General features: G+C 62.2%; 18 protein-coding genes and 1 pseudogene. 12 read left to right on the top strand and 7 right to left on the bottom strand.

Annotation, left to right across the window (positions count from 1 at the left end; all coding sequences use genetic code 11):
* Positions 1-3: 3 nt before the first annotated feature.
* From JOE60_RS03080 to JOE60_RS03060, 5 genes and pseudogenes are all read left to right on the top strand, one after another.
* Positions 4-1023 (top strand): Gfo/Idh/MocA family protein, encoded by a 1020-nt coding sequence (locus JOE60_RS03080; RefSeq protein WP_167265106.1) that lies wholly within the window; start codon positions 4-6, stop codon positions 1021-1023.
* On the top strand, positions 1020-1490 hold the full coding sequence (locus JOE60_RS03075) for a heme-degrading domain-containing protein (RefSeq protein ID WP_167265107.1): 471 nt from the start codon (positions 1020-1022) through the stop codon (positions 1488-1490). Before JOE60_RS03080 ends, JOE60_RS03075 begins: the two co-directional genes overlap by 4 nt.
* A gap of 159 nt (positions 1491-1649) precedes the next feature.
* Positions 1650-1882: pseudogene (locus tag JOE60_RS03070) on the top strand (LLM class flavin-dependent oxidoreductase); the annotation flags it as partial.
* Positions 1883-2000: 118 nt separating this feature from the next.
* The gene (locus tag JOE60_RS03065; RefSeq protein WP_167265108.1) at positions 2001-2525 is read left to right on the top strand and encodes a helix-turn-helix domain-containing protein; all 525 of its coding nucleotides are present in this window, start codon (positions 2001-2003) and stop codon (positions 2523-2525) included.
* Positions 2526-2594: 69 nt separating this feature from the next.
* The gene (locus JOE60_RS03060) at positions 2595-3116 is read left to right on the top strand and encodes a PIN domain-containing protein (protein ID WP_338114740.1); all 522 of its coding nucleotides are present in this window, start codon (positions 2595-2597) and stop codon (positions 3114-3116) included.
* Positions 3117-3574: 458 nt separating this feature from the next.
* Here JOE60_RS03060 and JOE60_RS03055 read toward each other — a convergent pair whose 3' ends face one another.
* A complete protein-coding gene (locus JOE60_RS03055; RefSeq protein ID WP_167265109.1) occupies positions 3575-4243 on the bottom strand; it encodes a response regulator in 669 nt (222 codons plus the stop codon).
* The gene (locus JOE60_RS03050) at positions 4240-5838 is read right to left on the bottom strand and encodes a sensor histidine kinase (protein ID WP_167265704.1); all 1599 of its coding nucleotides are present in this window, start codon (positions 5836-5838) and stop codon (positions 4240-4242) included. The genes JOE60_RS03055 and JOE60_RS03050 overlap by 4 nt, the downstream gene beginning before the upstream one ends.
* Positions 5839-6088: 250 nt before the next feature.
* Between JOE60_RS03050 and JOE60_RS03045 the strand changes: the two genes are divergently transcribed.
* Genes JOE60_RS03045 through JOE60_RS03025 form a run of 5 tightly spaced genes read left to right on the top strand, consistent with a single transcriptional unit; the run spans position 6089 to position 10257 of the window.
* The gene (locus JOE60_RS03045) at positions 6089-7099 is read left to right on the top strand and encodes a Bug family tripartite tricarboxylate transporter substrate binding protein (RefSeq protein WP_167265110.1); all 1011 of its coding nucleotides are present in this window, start codon (positions 6089-6091) and stop codon (positions 7097-7099) included.
* Positions 7096-7599 carry a tripartite tricarboxylate transporter TctB family protein gene (locus tag JOE60_RS03040; protein WP_167265111.1) on the top strand — a complete coding sequence of 168 codons (504 nt, stop codon included), beginning with the start codon at positions 7096-7098 and terminating at the stop codon, positions 7597-7599. The genes JOE60_RS03045 and JOE60_RS03040 overlap by 4 nt, the downstream gene beginning before the upstream one ends.
* Positions 7599-9209 carry a tripartite tricarboxylate transporter permease gene (locus JOE60_RS03035; RefSeq protein ID WP_239528798.1) on the top strand — a complete coding sequence of 537 codons (1611 nt, stop codon included), beginning with the start codon at positions 7599-7601 and terminating at the stop codon, positions 9207-9209. Before JOE60_RS03040 ends, JOE60_RS03035 begins: the two co-directional genes overlap by 1 nt.
* Complete coding sequence (locus tag JOE60_RS03030; protein WP_167265112.1) at positions 9206-9598, top strand: universal stress protein; 393 nt, start codon at positions 9206-9208, stop codon at positions 9596-9598. The genes JOE60_RS03035 and JOE60_RS03030 overlap by 4 nt, the downstream gene beginning before the upstream one ends.
* A 50-nt stretch (positions 9599-9648) precedes the next feature.
* Entirely contained in the window at positions 9649-10257 is a 609-nt protein-coding gene (locus JOE60_RS03025) for an ANTAR domain-containing protein (protein WP_338112548.1), read from the top strand.
* A 28-nt stretch (positions 10258-10285) separates the two neighbouring features.
* On the opposite strand, the gene JOE60_RS03020 is transcribed toward JOE60_RS03025, so the two are convergent.
* Positions 10286-10762: a hypothetical protein gene (locus tag JOE60_RS03020; RefSeq protein ID WP_167265113.1), complete on the bottom strand. Its 477-nt coding sequence runs from the start codon at positions 10760-10762 to the stop codon at positions 10286-10288.
* Positions 10763-10973: 211 nt separating this feature from the next.
* Here JOE60_RS03020 and JOE60_RS03015 point away from each other — a divergent pair, with 211 nt between their 5' ends.
* On the top strand, positions 10974-11504 hold the full coding sequence (locus JOE60_RS03015) for a GNAT family N-acetyltransferase (protein WP_167265114.1): 531 nt from the start codon (positions 10974-10976) through the stop codon (positions 11502-11504).
* A 60-nt stretch (positions 11505-11564) separates the two neighbouring features.
* Positions 11565-12263, top strand: a complete 699-nt coding sequence (locus JOE60_RS03010) for a DsbA family oxidoreductase (protein ID WP_167265115.1) — start codon at positions 11565-11567, stop codon at positions 12261-12263.
* Positions 12264-12361: 98 nt separating this feature from the next.
* Here JOE60_RS03010 and arfA read toward each other — a convergent pair whose 3' ends face one another.
* Genes arfA through JOE60_RS02990 form a run of 4 tightly spaced genes read right to left on the bottom strand, consistent with a single transcriptional unit; the run spans position 12362 to position 17163 of the window.
* The gene (arfA, locus tag JOE60_RS03005; protein WP_167265116.1) at positions 12362-13900 is read right to left on the bottom strand and encodes an arabinosylfuranosidase ArfA; all 1539 of its coding nucleotides are present in this window, start codon (positions 13898-13900) and stop codon (positions 12362-12364) included.
* A gap of 48 nt (positions 13901-13948) precedes the next feature.
* Complete coding sequence (locus JOE60_RS03000; RefSeq protein ID WP_167265117.1) at positions 13949-14851, bottom strand: carbohydrate ABC transporter permease; 903 nt, start codon at positions 14849-14851, stop codon at positions 13949-13951.
* Positions 14852-14853: 2 nt separating this feature from the next.
* Entirely contained in the window at positions 14854-15792 is a 939-nt protein-coding gene (locus JOE60_RS02995; RefSeq protein WP_167265118.1) for a carbohydrate ABC transporter permease, read from the bottom strand.
* Positions 15793-15828: 36 nt separating this feature from the next.
* A complete protein-coding gene (locus JOE60_RS02990) occupies positions 15829-17163 on the bottom strand; it encodes an extracellular solute-binding protein (protein WP_167265119.1) in 1335 nt (444 codons plus the stop codon).
* Positions 17164-17303: the final 140 nt, after the last annotated feature.

Genomic DNA, 17303 nt, shown 5'->3' with positions numbered 1-17303 from the left:
TTCGTGACTTTGAACAACGGCACTTCCGACGGCACCATCCGCTGGGGCATCCTGGGCACCGGTTTTATTGCCGGACTGCAGACCAAGGATCTGAAGGAGAATGGCTTCACGGTGCAGGCTGTGGGGTCCCGTTCGCTGGACTCAAGCAAGGCGTTCGCCGGGCAGTACGGCGTGGCAACCGCGCACGGCAGTTATGAGGACCTGGTGGCTGATCCGTTGATTGACGTGGTCTACATCGCCACCCCGCACCCCATGCACCATGCGAATGCCCTGTTGGCCCTGAATGCCGGCAAGCACGTGCTGGTGGAGAAGTCGTTCACCATGAACGCCCGCGAAGCGCAGGAGATAGTGGATCTTGCCGGGTCCAAGGGCCTCGTTGCACTGGAGGCCATGTGGACGAGGTTCCTGCCGCACATGATCCGCATCCGCGAACTGATTTCTGATGGGGCCATCGGCGAGGTCCGGAAGGTGGTGGCCAGCCACAACCAGAGCCTGCCCCAGGACCCGGCGCACCGGCTCAACGATCCCGCCCTGGGTGGCGGGGCACTCCTGGACCTGGGGATCTATCCGATCTCCTTCGCGATCGACATCCTGGGCGTCCCCTCCGGCATCAAGGCCAGCGCCACCATGTCGGCCACCGGCGTGGACCGCCAAACGGCGGCGATTTTTGATTACGACGGCGGCGCGCAGGCTTTGGTGGACTGCGAACTCGATGCGGCCAGCGCCAACCGCGCCATGGTGATCGGTTCCAAAGGCTACATCGACATTGAGCACACCTGGTACAACCCTGTGCCATTCACGGTCTACGGCGCCGACGGAGAGGCGGTGGACCGCTACGACCAGCCCGTTAACAGCCGTGGCATGCAGTTCCAGGCCGCCGAGATGGAACGCCTGGTCAAGGCCGGCGAGCCCGCAGGAACCATCCTGCCACCCAGCGAAAGCGTCGCCATCATGGCGGCCATGGACGAGATCCGCCGCCAGATCGGCCTGAGCTACTCCTCTGACAAAATGGGTGAGGCATGAGCAGCCCCGGGCGAATGGCCGAGCTGAGGGCCCAGGAGGAAGAACTGGTCTTCGCATCGTTCGACAACCACGACGCCTGGCGGCTCGGTTCGCTGATCGCCAACCACGCCATCTCCGCCGGTCTCGGAGTCGCGATCGATATCCGACGCCACAACGTGGTGCTTTTCCGCTGTGTGCTTCCCGGCGCAACGGCTGACCAAGAGGAGTGGATCCGGCGGAAATCCAACGCTGTACTGCGCTTCGAACACAGCACCCAACTGCTGGGCGAGCAGTTCGCAGAACGGGACCCGATGGGCGGCGGCTGGCTTGCGCGGGAGGATTACACCCTTGCCGGAGGCTCATTCCCCCTTCGCGTCCGTGGTGCCGGCGTGATCGGCGCGATCACAGTGTCCGGGTTGAGCTCCGATGAGGATCACCAACTGGTGGTGGACGGGATCCGGAACTACCTGAAGACGGCAGGGGCTTAGTGAGAGCTTCGAATTCTCACCTTCGAAGGCTTTGGTCATGCGTGCAAGGGAATCAGGTTCAGCTCCCAGGCTGAGAGCGTCTTCCCGCCAGTGAGATACGGCGGCTTGCCCGCTCCCATCACGAAAGGTAACCTTCCGCCGTCGTCCCCGGTACCGCCGTGGTTGCGGCACCGTCATTTGCAGTTCGGAGCGCCTCCCTTGGAGCAGTCATGGGCGCCGCCAGCCAGCGCACATCAAGGATTGAGCTCGGAACCGCGGTAACCCCGATGGGTTGGGAAAACCCGTTGCGGCTGGCCGAGGACCTGGCCACCGTGGATCTGCTCGCAGGCGGACGGATCAATCCGGGACTCAGCGTTGGCGAACCGACGCACTACGACACCGTGAAGCATGAGAACGCGAGCTCCGAATGAGCCCGCTGGCCCGACGACTAGCTGCACTCAGCCTAAGGGACTATCATGAGTCAAAACGAACAAAACGATAATTTCGTGGAAAACGGATAGCAAGCAACCCATGGCTACGAGTGCAGCGACCAAGGAAACCTTCCTCGCACCAGAGGTGCCCCAAACTGGCAAGATCTACAGCTTCATGGAAGCCCATGCCGAGAAGAACGGCTCTCGACCTTCTCCACAGTTCTTTCTCTCCGGCGTTGAAGCCGGCGACCAAGTTGAGATCCCCCACGAAATCTATGAAGTGCTCGTTAAAACCGTGGAAGCAATGCGTAAGGGCCTGGCCATTACCATCACCCCCAGTTCCATGACTTTGACTACGCAGCAGGCGGCGGAACTGTTGGGCGTCACGCGTCCGACACTTGTTCGCCTCCTGGATGCCGGAAAGATTCCCTTCGAAAAGCCTGGTACTCACCGGCGCATTAAGCTCGAAGACGTCCTGGCCTTCAAGGAAGTCCGAAAGGCGGAGCAATACGAAGCTTTGGATTCCTTGGGAGCAGATGACGATGAAAACCCTGAGGTAGCAACTAGCAGGATGAAGAGGGCCCGTGCTGTAGCGGCGGAGCGCCGCCGACAGCACAAGCAATGACACCATAGGAACCATGTTCACTGCCCTCCTTGACAGCTGTGTCCTCTGGCCCAGCACTCAACGCGACTTTTGTTGTCGCTGGCATTCGAGGGCGCTTACCGCTTCATTTTTAGCGAGGCCATCCTTATGGAGATCGAGGCAAACGAAGAGATTAAGCGGGTAGAGCGAGGAGACAGTGAGGAAGGCGCGCGGGAAAAGGCCTCTCACCTGGTCGACCGCATGCGCTCCAGTTTCGGAGACTCCGTCGTAACGAATTGGGAAGGGCTCGAGGGGACCTATGGTTTGCCTGATCCCGATGACGAGCATGTGCTGGCTGCAGCAGTTGTGGGCGGCGCTGGCAGCATCGTGACAGAAAATTACCGCGACTTCCCTGAAGAAAAAATCCCTGCTGGCATTCAGGTGGTGAGTGCCAAGGACTTCGCCTTCGATACGGTGTCCATGAGGCCGGATTTGGGACTCCATGCCGTCCTGGCGATGTCCAGCCGGTCAGGGCGTAAAGGTACAGAGTCGTCGCCAGAGGACATTTTGGATACCTTGAACAAGCTGTACGGCATGGATGCGGCAACAGCACTTATTCGGGACCTCTTCTAACGAACTGGCCCACGCCCACAGGCATGACTCGAACTGTCCAGGGCATTCTGAACAATTGGCCGCGGCCGTTTTCCGTCCATTGACCGCGATCCCATACCCGTCATGATCCCTGGCTTGCGCACTTCAAGCCAGGGAAGCGAAGGCCAACTGGAGGGTGAGCCTCTGCCGCGTTCTACTGCTCCAGGTCAGGGAATCGCTTTGAACGGGGTCCAACGGCATCCGTGACTGCACTGTGGTTGGTGGCGTTCCTGATAACCGGGCGGTCCTTTGCCGGAACATGGGCGCCTTTATGCCGTCCCGGTCTGGGTGGCCGCAGGGCTGCGATGACAACAAATGCGAGGATAACTGCTAGAACTGCAGCTAAACCAATAAGGAAACTACTATCCATGCTGCCACTTTATGGGCACATTGGCGTGGGTCACCGAAACTCCGCCCGCAGGATATCCACGTCTGTGGGCTCACCGCCCCTTCAGCACATAACGCCTTTCAGGACGCCCGACGCCGTACTTGAGTCTGACGTCCAGCGCACCTTCGTCGTGGAGGTACTCCAGGTAGCGGCGCGCGCTGACCCGCGATGTCCCCAGGATCTCTGCGACCTCGGCCGCGGAAAGGTCTCCGGGCGCGGACTTGAGCGCGGACTCAACCAGTTCCAGCGTTTCCACACTGCAGCCCTTGGGCAGTGACCTCTCCGAGACGCTGACGCCGAAGACGCGGTTGACGTCCGCCTGTTCTGCCTGGTTCTTGGAGGCATCCAGTCCTTGGTAGGCGCTGAGGTAGTGCTCCAGCCTTTCCTGCAGGTCCGCTTGGGAGAACGGCTTGATCAGGTAATGCACTATCCCTCCACGGAGGGCTTTGCGCACTGTTTCCACTTCCCGGGCGGCGCTGATCACCAGCACGTCCAGGTCCGGGGCTACGTCCCGGAGCTGGTGCATGAGGTCCAGGCCGCTGATGTCCGGAAGGTGGATATCCAACAGCACAAGGTCCGGCTGGAGGCGTTCTGTTTCCATCACGGCGCGGGCTCCGGTGTGGGCCACTCCCACTACTTCGAAGTGGGGTGTCCTCTGGATGAACCCGGCGTGCACCTTGGCCACCATGAAGTCGTCATCAACAATCAGGACCTTGATCACGGCTGCGATGCCTCTTTCCTTGCGTGTGAGTCCTGCTTGGTGAACCGGGCGGTGAAGACTGCACCGTTGTTGTTTGCCACTGTCAGATCTCCACCGCTGCGGCGGCAAATGACCCGCGAGAGCGCCAGGCCAAAGCCCCGCGCATCACCTGGGCCCGGGTCCTTGGTGGAAAAGCCCTGCCGGAAAATGTCCTCCGCGGCATCGGAGGGTACCCCCGGGCCGTTGTCCCGCACGGTGACAGTGACGCCGTCCGGCGAGTCAACCACCAGCACGCTGACCGAGGCCCCGGCGAGTCCAGAGACGGCGTCGAACGCGTTGTCCACCAAGTTGCCTACCACTGTGGTGATGTCGCGGGAGAGTTCCTCGGGCACCGGTGAAAGCGTGGAACCCGGGTCCAGTTGCACATCCACGCCACGCTCCGAGGCCAGGCTGGCCTTGGCGATCAGCAGGGCGGCGAGCGCGGGGTCTTCGATGCGGCTGGTGACGTCGTCGTTGAGCCGGGTGCGTTCCACTGTGGCGCCGTTGACGAACTGCACCACGGAATCGTATTCCCCAATCTGGATCAGGCCTGAGATGACGTGGAGCTGGTTGGCGAACTCGTGCGCTTGTGCCCGCAACGTGTTGGTGACCGTGCGGGTGGCACCCAGTTCGCTCTCCAGGGAGGAGAGTTCTGTCCGGTCCCTCAGGGTTGTCACTGAACCGATGTCGCGCCCGTGCGAGTGAAGGGCTACGCGGTTCATCACCACCAGCCGTTCGCCGACCAGCACCAGTTGGTCAGGGTCGGCTTGGTCGCGGGTCAGGACTGTCTTCAGCGCCGGGTCAACGGAGAGGGATCGGAGTTTCTTGCCAACGCAGTCCGCGGGCAACCCGAGGAGCTGGCGGGCACTCTGGTTGGCCACGGTAATCCGCTCGTGGGGATCCAACGCCACCACGCCTTCTTTCAATCCCTGCAGCATGGCTTCCCGGTTCTCCACCAGGCCGGTGATCTCCCGTGGTTCCATGCCCAGGGTCTGCCGTTTGACGCGGCGGGACAACAAGAGCGAGCCGGCAACCCCCAGGATGCTGGCAACGCCCAGGTAGGTGAGCAGGTTGGGCACGGCGTCCCCCAGGCGTTCCAGTGTGGAGGGATAGTTGCGGCTGATGGAGGCGATGCCGATCATGGTTCCGGAGTCGTCGATGACCGGAACGTGGGCGGAAAGGACTTCGCTGTTGTTGGCGTTGAGTACACCGGTCCAGGCACGGCCCTCCATGACCCGGCTTTCGCCCAGGGGAAGCTTGCGGCCTATCAGTCCGGGGTCGGAGGCGGTGATGACGGTGCCGTCCAGTTTGGCCAAGGCAACGTGGGCTGAACCGGAGACTGTCCGGACGGACTCGGCCACAGCAGGAAGGGCCGAACCGCCACGTGGTTCTGCCGTGGGCAGCAGTGCCCGTACGGTGGGGTTGTTGCCCAGGGCTTCGGCGGCGGATAACGCCCGGCGGCCTTCTGTCCGTTCGAAAGCGGTGGCTGATTGTGCCAGCGAGATTGCCACAACAGCTACCAGGACGGCCAGCACTATGAGCAACTGCAGTACCAGGTATTGCCCTGCGAGGGACATGCCTCTGCGTCGAGTCACGGTGCGGTTCCTTAGGTGGTGCCGGTGACCGGAGCTGGCTGGGGGTGCTCCGCGCGGCGTACGGGAACTATACCCCAGAGGCTTGCAGGACCGTCCCGGTGCGTGAACGCAATGAACTTAAAGATCACTGCGAACACAAGAGTGATCGCCGTCACGCCCCCGCCTAGCATCAGTTCACGGGGCTCAACGTTGACCGCCCTGCACAGAATTAATAACTGAGAAGAGGAACACCATGCGCCAGATCCGCGCATTGCGAGTTGCCGCCGTCGCTGCTGGCCTCGCCCTGATGGCCACAGGCTGCGGTGCCACAGGCAAGAGCTCCACCGGTTCGGAAACCTCCGGCGCAGCAGCCGGCCCCATCAGCGGGCTCCAGATCATGGTGCCGAACACTCCCGGTGGCGGCTATGACACCACGGCCCGTGCAGCGGCCAAAGTCCTTGATGACGAGAAGATCGCCAACAATACCGAGGTCTTCAACCTCGCCGGCGCCGGCGGCACTGTAGGCCTGGCCCGCGTGGTCAATGAGAAGGGCAACGGCGATCTCGCAATGCTGATGGGCCTGGGCGTCGTGGGCGCCAGCTACACCAACAAGTCGCAGTCCAAACTGACGGACACCACACCCCTGGCGAAGCTCATTGAAGAACCGGGCGCCATCATGGTCAGCAAGGACTCCCCCTACAAGACGATCGACGATCTTGTGAAGGCCTGGAAGGCTGATCCGGGATCCATCTCCGTTGGCGGCGGCTCCTCCCCCGGCGGCCCTGACCACTTGCTGCCGATGCAGTTGGCCGGTGCCGTTGGCATCGACGCCACCAAGGTCAACTTTGTTTCCTACGACGGCGGTGGCGACCTCCTGCCCGCCATCCTGGGCAACAAGCTCGGCTTTGCCGCTTCCGGTGCCGGTGAGTACCTGGAGCAGATCAAGTCCGGCGAAGTCCGTGTGCTGGCCACCAGTGGTGAGAAGCGGCTGGACGGCGTGGATGCCCCTACGCTGAAGGAATCCAACATTGACCTGGTGTTCAGCAACTGGCGTGGCGTTGTGGCCCCTCCGGGCATCAGCGACGCCGACAAGCAGTCCCTGATTGCGGCGCTGGAGAAGATGCACGCTTCCGAGGGCTGGAAGCAAGCGCTGAAGACCCACAGCTGGACGGACGCGTTTGTCACCGGCGATGAGTTCAAATCCTTCCTGACCGACCAGGACAAGCGGGTGGCGGACGTCCTCACCAAGCTTGGCCTGGCGTGAGCTCTGCAGTAACAGGCTTGAAAGGCCGCGCCGAGCTGGGGGTAGCCCTCCTGCTCGGCGTGGTTGGCGTCCTTGTTTTCCTCGACGCCAACGGCCTGGTAACCCCGTACTCCAAATCAGACCCCGTAGGCCCCAAAACGGTCCCGTTCATTGTTGCCGGAATTCTCCTAATCTGCGCCGTGATGCTGGCCATCAACGTCCTCCGTGGCGGTAAAGGCGAAGCCGAAGAAGGCGAGGACGTGGACCTGACCCACCCTGCGGACTGGAAAACCATCCTTCCGTTGGCCGGTGCGTTCCTCCTGAACATCCTGCTGATCGACTGGGCCGGCTGGGTCATCTCCGGCACCATCCTGTTCTGGGGCAGCGTCCTTGCCCTGGGCAGCCGCCGCTACGTCCGCGATGGAATCATCTCCGTGGCGCTCTCCCTGCTCACCTTCTACGGCTTCTACCTCGGCCTGGGCATCGCTTTGCCGGCCGGGCTCCTGGAAGGAATCCTCTGATGGACGTCTGGTCCTCCTTGATGGACGGTTTCTCCACCGCCCTGACTCCCATGAACCTGATGTACGCCATGATCGGCGTCATCCTGGGCACCGCCGTTGGTGTCCTCCCCGGACTGGGCCCGGCCATGACCGTGGCACTGCTCCTCCCCGTTACGTATGCCCTTGAACCCACCAGCGCGTTCATCATGTTCGCCGGTATCTACTACGGCGGAATGTATGGCGGTTCCACCACCTCCATTCTGTTGAATACACCGGGCGAATCGTCATCCGTGGTCACGGCCATTGAGGGCAACAAGATGGCCAAGGCGGGTCGCGCCGCCCAAGCGCTTGCGACGGCGGCCATCGGCTCGTTCGTGGCGGGCACCATTGGCACCACCCTCCTCGCCGTCTGCGCGCCGATCGTTGTGAAGTTCGCCGTCAGCCTGGGCTCGCCCAGCTACTTCGCCATCATGATGCTGGCTCTCCTGGCCGTCACCGCAGTCCTGGGCAAGTCACGCCTCCGCGGCTTCGCTTCCCTGGGCCTGGGCCTGGCAATCGGCCTGGTTGGTTTGGACTCCGTCACCGGTCAGAGCCGCCTCACGTTCGGCATTCCGCTGTTGTCCGACGGTCTGGACATTGTGGTGGTGGCCGTGGCCATCTTCGCCGTGGGCGAGGCACTCTGGGTGGCTGCCCACTTGCGCCGCACCCCGTTGCACATCATTCCTGTTGGCCGTCCGTGGATGGGCAAGAAGGACTGGCAGCGTTCCTGGAAGCCGTGGCTCCGCGGCACAGTGTTCGGCTTCCCGTTCGGCGCACTGCCTGCAGGCGGCGCCGAAATCCCCACCTTCCTCTCCTATGTCACGGAAAAGCGCCTCAGCAAGCACCCCGAAGAATTCGGACACGGCGCCATTGAGGGCGTGGCCGGACCGGAGGCTGCCAACAACGCTGCCGCGGCCGGAACGCTTACCCCCATGCTGGCCCTCGGGTTGCCCACCAACGCAACGGCCGCGGTGATGCTCGCAGCCTTTACGTCCTACGGCATCCAGCCCGGTCCGCAGCTCTTCTCCAGCCAGGGACCCTTGGTATGGGCTTTGATTGCCAGCCTTTTCATTGGCAACCTCCTGCTCCTGCTGATCAACCTTCCTCTGGCACCCCTGTGGGCAAAGTTGCTGCAACTTCCCCGCCCGTACCTGTACGCAGGCATCCTGTTCTTCGCTACTTTGGGCGCCTACTCGGTGAACCTGCAGGCTTTCGACCTGGTGATCCTGCTGGTCCTGGGAGCACTTGGCTTCATGATGCGCCGGTTCGGGCTCCCCGTGCTGCCGCTTATTCTGGGCGTCATCCTCGGCCCCCGTTTGGAAGGCCAGCTCCGCAAGACATTGCAGCTCAGTGCCGGCGACCCGGCCGGGCTCTTCAGCGAGCCGATCGCCGTCGGAATTTACGTCATCATCGCGATCATCCTGGCTTGGCCGCTGGTGTTCAAACTCATCCGGCGCAACCGTCCGGCGACGGCCCTGCCCGCTGGCTACGACGACGCTGAACCCACCACGGAACATCCCGTTGCGTCCGTGCCGCCGGCAACCACCACGGAAGCCACCATCCCGACCGATCGGAAGCAGGAGAAACCATGACCATTGTGGTGGGATACGTCCCCACACCGGAAGGCGAAGCGGCATTGACGCAGGCAATCGCCGAGGCCAGGAAGAGCAACAGCACATTGCTGGTCATCAACTCCTCCAAGGGCGATGCCCTGGTGGATAACCGCTACGCGCAGGAACCGGAGATCCAGAGCATCGAGGAGCGGCTTGCTTCGCAGGGCGTGCAGCACGTCATCAAGCAACCCATCCGCGGCCATGATGCCGCAGCCGAAGTCCTGGACGCTGCCGATGAGCACCAGGCGGAACTGATCGTCATCGGCCTGCGCCGCCGCAGCCCGGTGGGCAAACTCATCATGGGCAGCGTCTCCCAACGGATCCTGTTGGAGGCCGACTGCCCGGTGTTGGCGGTCAAGGCAGACTAAGGTTCACAAAGCTCGACGGCGGCTGGTCACTTTGGTGGCCAGCCGCCGTCGTGCCAAGCAATGAACAAAACGATGACTTTGAGCGCCTGCACCAGCTGATCAGCAGCGCCGAAGATCTGAAGGCGTTCCTGGACGGAATGACAGGCTTCGCAGCCACAACGCTCAGCCGTGTCACCGGTACCCGCATTGAATGCGCCGTGACGTTGCGCCGGCGCAAGCGGGCCATGACCATTGCGGGAAGCAGTGACACCGCAATCCTGCTGGACGGGGTGGAACAGTCCATTGGGGAGGGACCCGCCCGTACCGCTTTGGAGACCGGGACCCCTACCCTGCTGGAGGACGCTGCAACGGATCAACAATGGCCCAAGTACGTCAAGAACCTTTCCTTCATGGGAGTCACCAGCGCCTTGGGAGTTCCCATGGCCCTGGGGAACGATGCCGCGGCGGCATTGAATTTTTTCGCCATGGAGCGACGGACCGTCATAGACCAGGTGTGCGGCATGATCATGGCCCAGAACAACTGTTCCCAGGATGAAGCTTTCGCGGTTCTCCAGAAGGCTTCCCAGCACCGCAACATCAAGCTCCACAGCCTGGCCGAGGAAATCGTCCAGCAACGCCGTGATGCCTTTAAGGACAACGCGAGAGAGATCCTCGACTGATATTCGTTGTCACGCCCCACTGTGGAGTTCATGGCTCCATCAGGAGCCGGCTGAACCCGTCGTCGATCTCTTGCGGCCGGGGCATGGCCTGGCGCTGTGCATCCAGGAAGAGCCGGTAGGTAGTGATGGCTGGACCGTGGCTGGCCCCCGTGATGCCATCGAGCCGGTAGATACTCCGGGTCCAGTCAAGGCCCAGAATCGCGTGGAGCCACGCGGTACATTCCGATGACGTCAATGCAGCACGGATCCCGGTATCTTTCCGGTGCCCGGCGATCACGATCGTGACTGCGATGCCGCCAGGACCTTGCCCCGAGGTCAGCAGCCACCCCAGCCCCATCAGACCGGCAACCAGCGTCACTTGGGTTGAATTGTTTTCGATGGAGGCCACGGGGCCAAGCCGCCACGTTCGGCGCGTCCTTCCGTTCCCGGTTTCCCTGAGGGCTGCCCGGAACTCCGGTAGTAATTGCCCGTGCCGGTATTGGATCCTGCCGCTGGTCTCGGACAATCAGTGGTCCCTTGTTAGACCCGGCCGTCCCGGGGGTCGCATGAGGACACAGCATGCGCCCATCCGGTCCCGTAAGCAAGGGATTGCATGAGCGCCCACTGTCCGGATGATCCATCCCCACAGCGGATTACAGGTTCATGTACAGGCAATGGCCCTAGGATTCGTTCTTAGGGACATGAGCTGTGTCCTGCAATTCACCCAGGGGGACACCATGACTGAGACCATCCGCACCGCCACAACGCATGACGCCGGGAAGCTGGCCGAGCTTGCTGCCGTCACCTTTCCGCTGGCCTGCCCGCCAGGGGCTTCGCCCGCGGACATCCAGACCCACGTTGAAACGCACCTCGGCGAGTCCAACTTCAATGGATACCTCACCGATGCCAACATCACGGTCCTGGTCCTGGAAAAGGCCGGAGAACTGGCCGGCTACACCATGCTGGTTGCCAAACCCGCCAGTGACCCGGATGTGGCATCCGTTTTGTCTGCGACTCCTTCAGCTGAGCTCAGCAAGTGCTACGTCCACCCGGATCACCACGGGCAAGGCGTCGCCTCCCGGCTGATGCGGGCGTCCTTGGCGGTGGCCGCCGACAAGGGAGCGGCCGGCGTCTGGCTTGGTGTTAACAGCGAGAATGCCAAGGCAATCCGCTTCTACGAGAAGAGCGGTTTCCAACGCGTTGGCACCAAGTCGTTCACGCTGGGACGGGCCGTTGAGCACGATTTCGTCATGGAAACAGAGCTCTGAGTGGCCAACATAACAACGGGTTCGGGGAATGCTTCCGCAGCGGGACGGGTTGCAAACAGCATGAAGATTGAGATCTGGTCAGACGTCGCGTGTCCGTGGTGCTACATCGGCAAGCGCCGTTTTGAGACCGCCCTGGCACAGTTCCCGCACCGCGATTCCGTGGACATCGAATGGAAGAGCTACCAGCTGGACCCCTCCGTCCCGGAGCACTACGACGGCACGGAGTTGGACTACCTGAGCAACCGCAAGGGCATGGCCCCTGAGCAGGTCAAGCAGATGTTCGCCCACGTCACGGAGACCGCCAAGGGCGAGGGCCTGGACTACCACTTCGACAAAGTGGTGGTGGCCAACAGCTTCACCGCCCACCGGCTCATCCACCTTGCGTCGCAGCACGGCAAGCAGGATGCCGCCAAGGAACAGCTCCTCAGCGATCACTTCGAGCACGGCAAGGACATCGGCAACCAGGAGTACCTCACGGAACTCGGCGCCTCCCTGGCACTTCCCGCCGATGAAGTCACAGAGCTTTTCACCACGGACAAGTTCACCGATGACGTGAACATGGACATCAACGAGGCCCGCGCCATTGGCGTCACCGGCGTCCCGTTCTTCGTGATCGACCGCAAGTACGGCATCTCAGGCGCCCAGCCCGCCGACCTCTTCAGCGAGGCCCTGAACCAGGCCTGGCAGGAAGCCAATCCGCTGATACCGGTGGGAGCTTCCGACGCCGAGGCCTGCGGCCCTGACGGCTGCGCTGTCTAGCCAGCCATCCGCCGTCGTGCGTTAACCCAACTGGGTCGCAGTAGAGCGCGTTTTGAAGGCTCAAAACGTGCTCAGCTGCGACCCAGTTGGGTACGCGGCTAGGCTTTCACCACGTCAAGCTCGACGACGGCCCAGGACAGGGCGGGCAGTGTCAGGCGCAGTTCGGAGCCGGTGGCCTTCACACCTTCCAGTGCCGTCAGGCCAACGCGGCCCTGCTGGTCCTGGCTGTTGATGGTGAACCGGTCGCCACCCTCGGGAATCTCCAGGACCTCTGCGCGGAGCACCTGCCGGGCGTCGAAACCACGCAGGGCCACCTCCACGTCGGCGGCTTCTTCCAGCCCGCGGTTGGCAAAGAACAATGCCACGCGACCCGTTTCCTCGTTCCACGTAGCGCTGACGTCCACCAGATCCGTGTCGCCAAACCGTGCATTCGAGTATTTGTCCGAGTCCACCGCGAGCCGCAGGATCTGGCCCTTGGCGAGCTCGGCCATGCGTGCGAACGGGTGGAAGATCGTCTGCTTCCACGCCGGGCCGTTCTCCTCCGAAAGGATCGGAGCAATGACGTTGACCAGTTGTGCCTGGTTGGCGATCTTGACACGGTCACCGTGGCGCAGCAGCGAGTTGAGCAGTGTCCCCACCACCACGGCATCGGTGACGTTGTACTTGTCCTCGATCACGCGGGGGTGCTCCCGCCAGCCTGCCTTGGCCACGTTGTGCGGCTGGTCCTCGGTGTCCAGGCCGCGCTGGTACCAAACGTTCCACTCATCGAAGGACAGGTTGATGTGCTTCTTGTGCTTGCCCTTGGCGCGCACGGCATCCGCGGTGGCGATCACTGACTCGATGAAGTAATCGGTGTCGACGGCGGAGGCCAGGAAGCTGCCCACGTCACCGTCGTGCTCCTGGTAGTAGGCGTGGAGGGACACGTAGTCCACTTCGTCGTAGGTATGGGTGAGGACCGTCTGTTCCCAGGCACCGAAAGTGGGCATCGAAGAGCTGGAGCTTCCGCAGGCCACCAACTCCAGCGTGGGGTCTACGAACCGCATGGCCTTGGCGGCTTCCTGCGCCAGCCGGCCATACTCATCGGCGGTCTTGTGGCCGATCTGCCACGGCCCGTCCAGCTCATTGCCTAGGCACCAGAGCTTGATGTTGAACGGTTCCTTGTGGCCGTTCTTGGCACGGAGGTCTGAAAGGTAGGTGCCACCGGGGTGGTTGGCGTACTCCACGATTTCCCGGGCCGCGTCCACTCCCCTGGTGCCCAGGTTGATGGCTTCCATGATTTCCGTGCCGGCTTGCTTGGACCAGTCCACAAACTCGTGCAGGCCGAATGCATTGGTCTCCACGGTGTGCCAGGCCCCGTCCAGCCGGCGCGGCCGGTTTTCCACGGGGCCAACCCCGTCTTCCCAGTTGTAGCCGGAGACGAAGTTGCCGCCGGGGTACCGGATCACGGTGGCGCCAAGTTCTTTCACAAGCTTCATGACGTCCTGGCGGAAACCGTTCTCGTCCGCTTCCGGGTGGCCGGGTTCGTAGATTCCGGTGTAGACACAGCGGCCCATGTGCTCCACGAAGGAGCCGAAAAGCCGGCGGGGTACCTCGCCAACGGTGAAGTCGCGGTCGAGGGTGATGCGTGCGCGGGACATGGATCTCCTTGGTTGTGTACTGAAACTGTTGTTGAGAATTGGTACCGGTCAGGTTCCGGCGAGTCCCGTCGTCGCAACGCCTTTGATGATTTGGCGTTGGAAGAACAGGAAGACGACGATCAGCGGCAACGCGGCCAGAAGCGCGGACGCCATGTTCTGCGCGTACTGGATGCCGTAGGCGCTCTTGATGGTCTGCAGTCCCACCGGGAGGGTCAGCAGGTTGCCGTCGTTGGTGGCGATGAACGGCCACAGGAAGTTGTTCCACGCACCGATGAACACGAAGATCGCGACGGCGGCCAGGATGGGCCGGGACAACGGCAGGATGATTTGGGTGAAGATCCGCAAGCGGCTGGCACCATCCATCACGGCGGCTTCCTCGAGTTCACGCGGGATCTGGTCGAAGAACTTCTTCAGCACGAACACCATGGCCGGGTGGATGACCTGCGGCAGGATGATGGCCCACGAGGTATCGATCAGGTTCAGCGCCAGCATTTGGTAGAACAGCGGAATGATCAGCACGGGCGGCGGGATGATGATGGACGCAATGATCACGGTCATCAGCACCTTTTTGCCCTTGAAGTCGATCCTGGAGAGCGCGTACGCCACCAGCGCCGAAATCACCAGCGTGATCGCCGTAATGGCCGCCGATGTGTAGAGCGAGTTCCACGTCCAGAGCGGGATGTTGCCGTCCTGGAACACCTTGACGAACGCTTCAGGAGTGAAGCCCGACGGCGGCAGCCAGGTGACGTCCGGAGCCGCGGCATCCGCCTCGGTTTTGAAGGCGGTGGCGGTGGCCCACGCGAACGGAATCAGCCACAGCACAGCGATGAAGGCAGCGACAACGATGGCGGAGATCCTGCCCACCGTCGGCTTCTTCCGGGGCTGGCGGGGCTTGGGGCTCCCGGCGGTGGTGGCATGTGGTGCTGGACGTGTGAGGGTAGGGATTGCCATGGCTATGCACTCCTGCGGCGGGTGATGACGAACTGCATGATGGAAACCACCACGATCAGTCCGAAGAAGATGTAGGAGATGGCTGCCGAATAGCCCAGCCGGTATCCGGTAAACCCGGTTTCGAAGATGTACTGCACCACCGGCCGGGTGGAACCGGCAGGACCGCCGGCCGTCATTTGGTACACCTGGTCAAAGATCTTCAGCGACGCCAGGATCTGAAGGAGAACGATCATCACTGTGGTGGGCGTGAGCTGCGGAAGCGTGATGGAGAAGAATTGCCGCCAGGCGCTGGCTCCATCCAGTGACGCTGCCTCGTAATGCTGCGCCGGGATGTTCTGCATCGCGGCCAGGTAGAGCAGGAAGTTGAAGCCCACGGTCCACCACAGCGTGGCAATGACGATCGCCCACATGGCAACGTTGGGATCATTGAGCCAGGCAACCCTGGGAAGGCCTATGCCGGTAAGGAACTCGTTGATCAGGCCCAATTGCGGGTTGTACATCCAGGTGAAGAAGAGGCTCACCACGGTGGAGGCCAGCAGGTAGGGCGCAAAATAGCTCAGGCGCCACAGCCACTGGGCAGGCAGCCCGACGTTGAGCAGCGCGGCCATCACCAGGGCCACCAGAACCAGTGGAACGGTGCTGATCACCGTGAAGTAGAGCGTGTTGCCCAGGGAGTGCCACATATCGGCGTCGGCCAGGGCCTCGGCGTAGTTGGCGATACCGATCAGGTTGTCGTTGGCGCCGGTGAGGGACTTACCCGTGAGGCTCATGTAGAAGCCGTAGAGGATGGGCCAGACCAGGAACATCAGGAAGAACAACAGGAACGGGGCGGCGAATCCCCAGCCGCTGAGGTTGCTTCTTGTGCCGCCGGGGTTGCCGGGCCGCACCCTTTGGAGGCTGGGTTTTCCCGGGCTCTTCCGGGACAGGGTAGAGGTACTCATGAAGGACTCCTTTGTCGCTCGGTGTGGAGGGCCCGGCTAGACGGGGTTGGGACGGGAGAGGAGGGTGTTGGTGCGTTGCTCGAAGGCGTCCCAGCCAACAGTTGCTTTGTCCCTTCCCAGGAGCACGTTCTGCACGTTCTCCGCGAAGTAGGTCTGCCAGTCCGAGCCGGAGCCGCTGAACCAAGACTCGGGATCGTAGGCAATGATGTCCGCAGCATTGGCGTAATGGATCTGCGGAGTGAGGTCACGGTACGCCTGTGATTGGACCACCGGCTGGTACCCGGGGATGTGGCCGGCTTCTGCCCAGGACAGTGATCCTTTGAGGACATCAGTGACGAATTTGTACACGTCCCTCCGTTTGTCCTCGTTGTGGTTCAATTGCCGCGGGAGGACAAAGGAGTGCGAGTCCGCATAGGAGGCGGGTGTCCCATACAGCGTAGGAATGGTGGCCGCATCCACGGGAATGCCGGCTTTCTTCATGGTGGGAAGCTCCCAGACTCCGCTGAACAGCATCCCTGAGTCGCCGCGCGCGAACTCCGCGATGCCCGTGCTGATGTCGCCTGCCTGGGCCGCGATGGTGTCGTCGAAGAGGGAGGCCATGAATTCCAGGGACTCGATGGCAGCATCCCTGTCCACTTTCATGGGCTGTCCGGGAGTCAGTTCCATGTCAACGCCGTGCTGCTTGTAGAGCGTGTAGAAGAGGCGCCACATCTGGGACCCGCTGCCAAGGTAGCCAAAGGACAGCCCGTGGGCCTTGGTGACCTTCTGCATTTCCAGTGCCATAGCCTTGAACTCCTGCGGGGAGCTGACTTCCTCAAGCTGGCCGTTGCTTCCCAAGACACCGGCTTTGGCTGCCACATCCGTGTTGTAGAACATGATGAACGGGTGGGAGTCCAGCGCAATGGAGAACACTTTGCCGTTTTGCTGGCTCTTCTCCCAAATCCTGGGGGCAAAATCTGCAGCGGTGACGCCGTTCTCCGCCAGCAAATCAAGGTCCCACGGCTCAATCAGTCCACCGGGCGCGTAGCCGGGAACCCGGCTGGCGTGCATGATGGCCACTTCCGGTGGCCTGCCGCCTGCTGACGCCATGGCCAGTTTGGTGTAATACGGTGGCCCCCAGGCGAGCACTGTGGGGCGCACCGTAAAGCCGGGGTTGGCTTGGTTGGCGGCGTTGATCATGGCCTGCATCTTGATTCCGTCACCGCCGGAGAGCAGGTGCCAGAAGTCGATGTCCTGCACCTGGGCGGCCTGTGCCGTTCCCCCGCAGCCCGTGAGCGTGGCGGCCAGGAGCCCGCCGCCCACAAGGACTGATCCTGCCAATAACTGTCTCCGGGATAACTGTTTCCCGGTCAAAGACTCAAAGTGCTTCACCCGTCACTCCTTTGGATGGGTCCGCTGAAAGGTCACTGCTGCGCTGCATCATTCCGGCTCCGGTGCGCCCCCACGCTCGGGTAAAAGGTGGCCCGGGGGTGACGCAGGTCTCACATTACAACGATGTAATGAATCGGGCA

It is taken from the genome of Paenarthrobacter ilicis, from assembly GCF_016907545.1.
GTDB classification, from domain to species: domain Bacteria; phylum Actinomycetota; class Actinomycetes; order Actinomycetales; family Micrococcaceae; genus Arthrobacter; species Arthrobacter ilicis.
This window is presented reverse-complemented; position numbering and strand designations above follow the sequence as displayed.

Excerpts from the sequence above, each read along its gene's own strand:
- JOE60_RS03075 (WP_167265107.1), top strand. The coding sequence starts at position 1,020 with ATGAGCAGCCCCGGGCGAATGGCCGAGCTGAGGGCCCAGGAGGAAGAA.
- JOE60_RS03065 (WP_167265108.1), top strand. The coding sequence starts at position 2,001 with ATGGCTACGAGTGCAGCGACCAAGGAAACCTTCCTCGCACCAGAGGTG.
- JOE60_RS03050 (WP_167265704.1), bottom strand. The coding sequence starts at position 5,838 with ATGTCCCTCGCAGGGCAATACCTGGTACTGCAGTTGCTCATAGTGCTG.
- JOE60_RS03045 (WP_167265110.1), top strand. The coding sequence starts at position 6,089 with ATGCGCCAGATCCGCGCATTGCGAGTTGCCGCCGTCGCTGCTGGCCTC.
- JOE60_RS03035 (WP_239528798.1), top strand. The coding sequence starts at position 7,599 with ATGGACGTCTGGTCCTCCTTGATGGACGGTTTCTCCACCGCCCTGACT.
- JOE60_RS03030 (WP_167265112.1), top strand. The coding sequence starts at position 9,206 with ATGACCATTGTGGTGGGATACGTCCCCACACCGGAAGGCGAAGCGGCA.
- JOE60_RS03015 (WP_167265114.1), top strand. The coding sequence starts at position 10,974 with ATGACTGAGACCATCCGCACCGCCACAACGCATGACGCCGGGAAGCTG.
- JOE60_RS03010 (WP_167265115.1), top strand. The coding sequence starts at position 11,565 with ATGAAGATTGAGATCTGGTCAGACGTCGCGTGTCCGTGGTGCTACATC.
- arfA (WP_167265116.1), bottom strand. The coding sequence starts at position 13,900 with ATGTCCCGCGCACGCATCACCCTCGACCGCGACTTCACCGTTGGCGAG.
- JOE60_RS03000 (WP_167265117.1), bottom strand. The coding sequence starts at position 14,851 with ATGGCAATCCCTACCCTCACACGTCCAGCACCACATGCCACCACCGCC.
- JOE60_RS02995 (WP_167265118.1), bottom strand. The coding sequence starts at position 15,792 with ATGAGTACCTCTACCCTGTCCCGGAAGAGCCCGGGAAAACCCAGCCTC.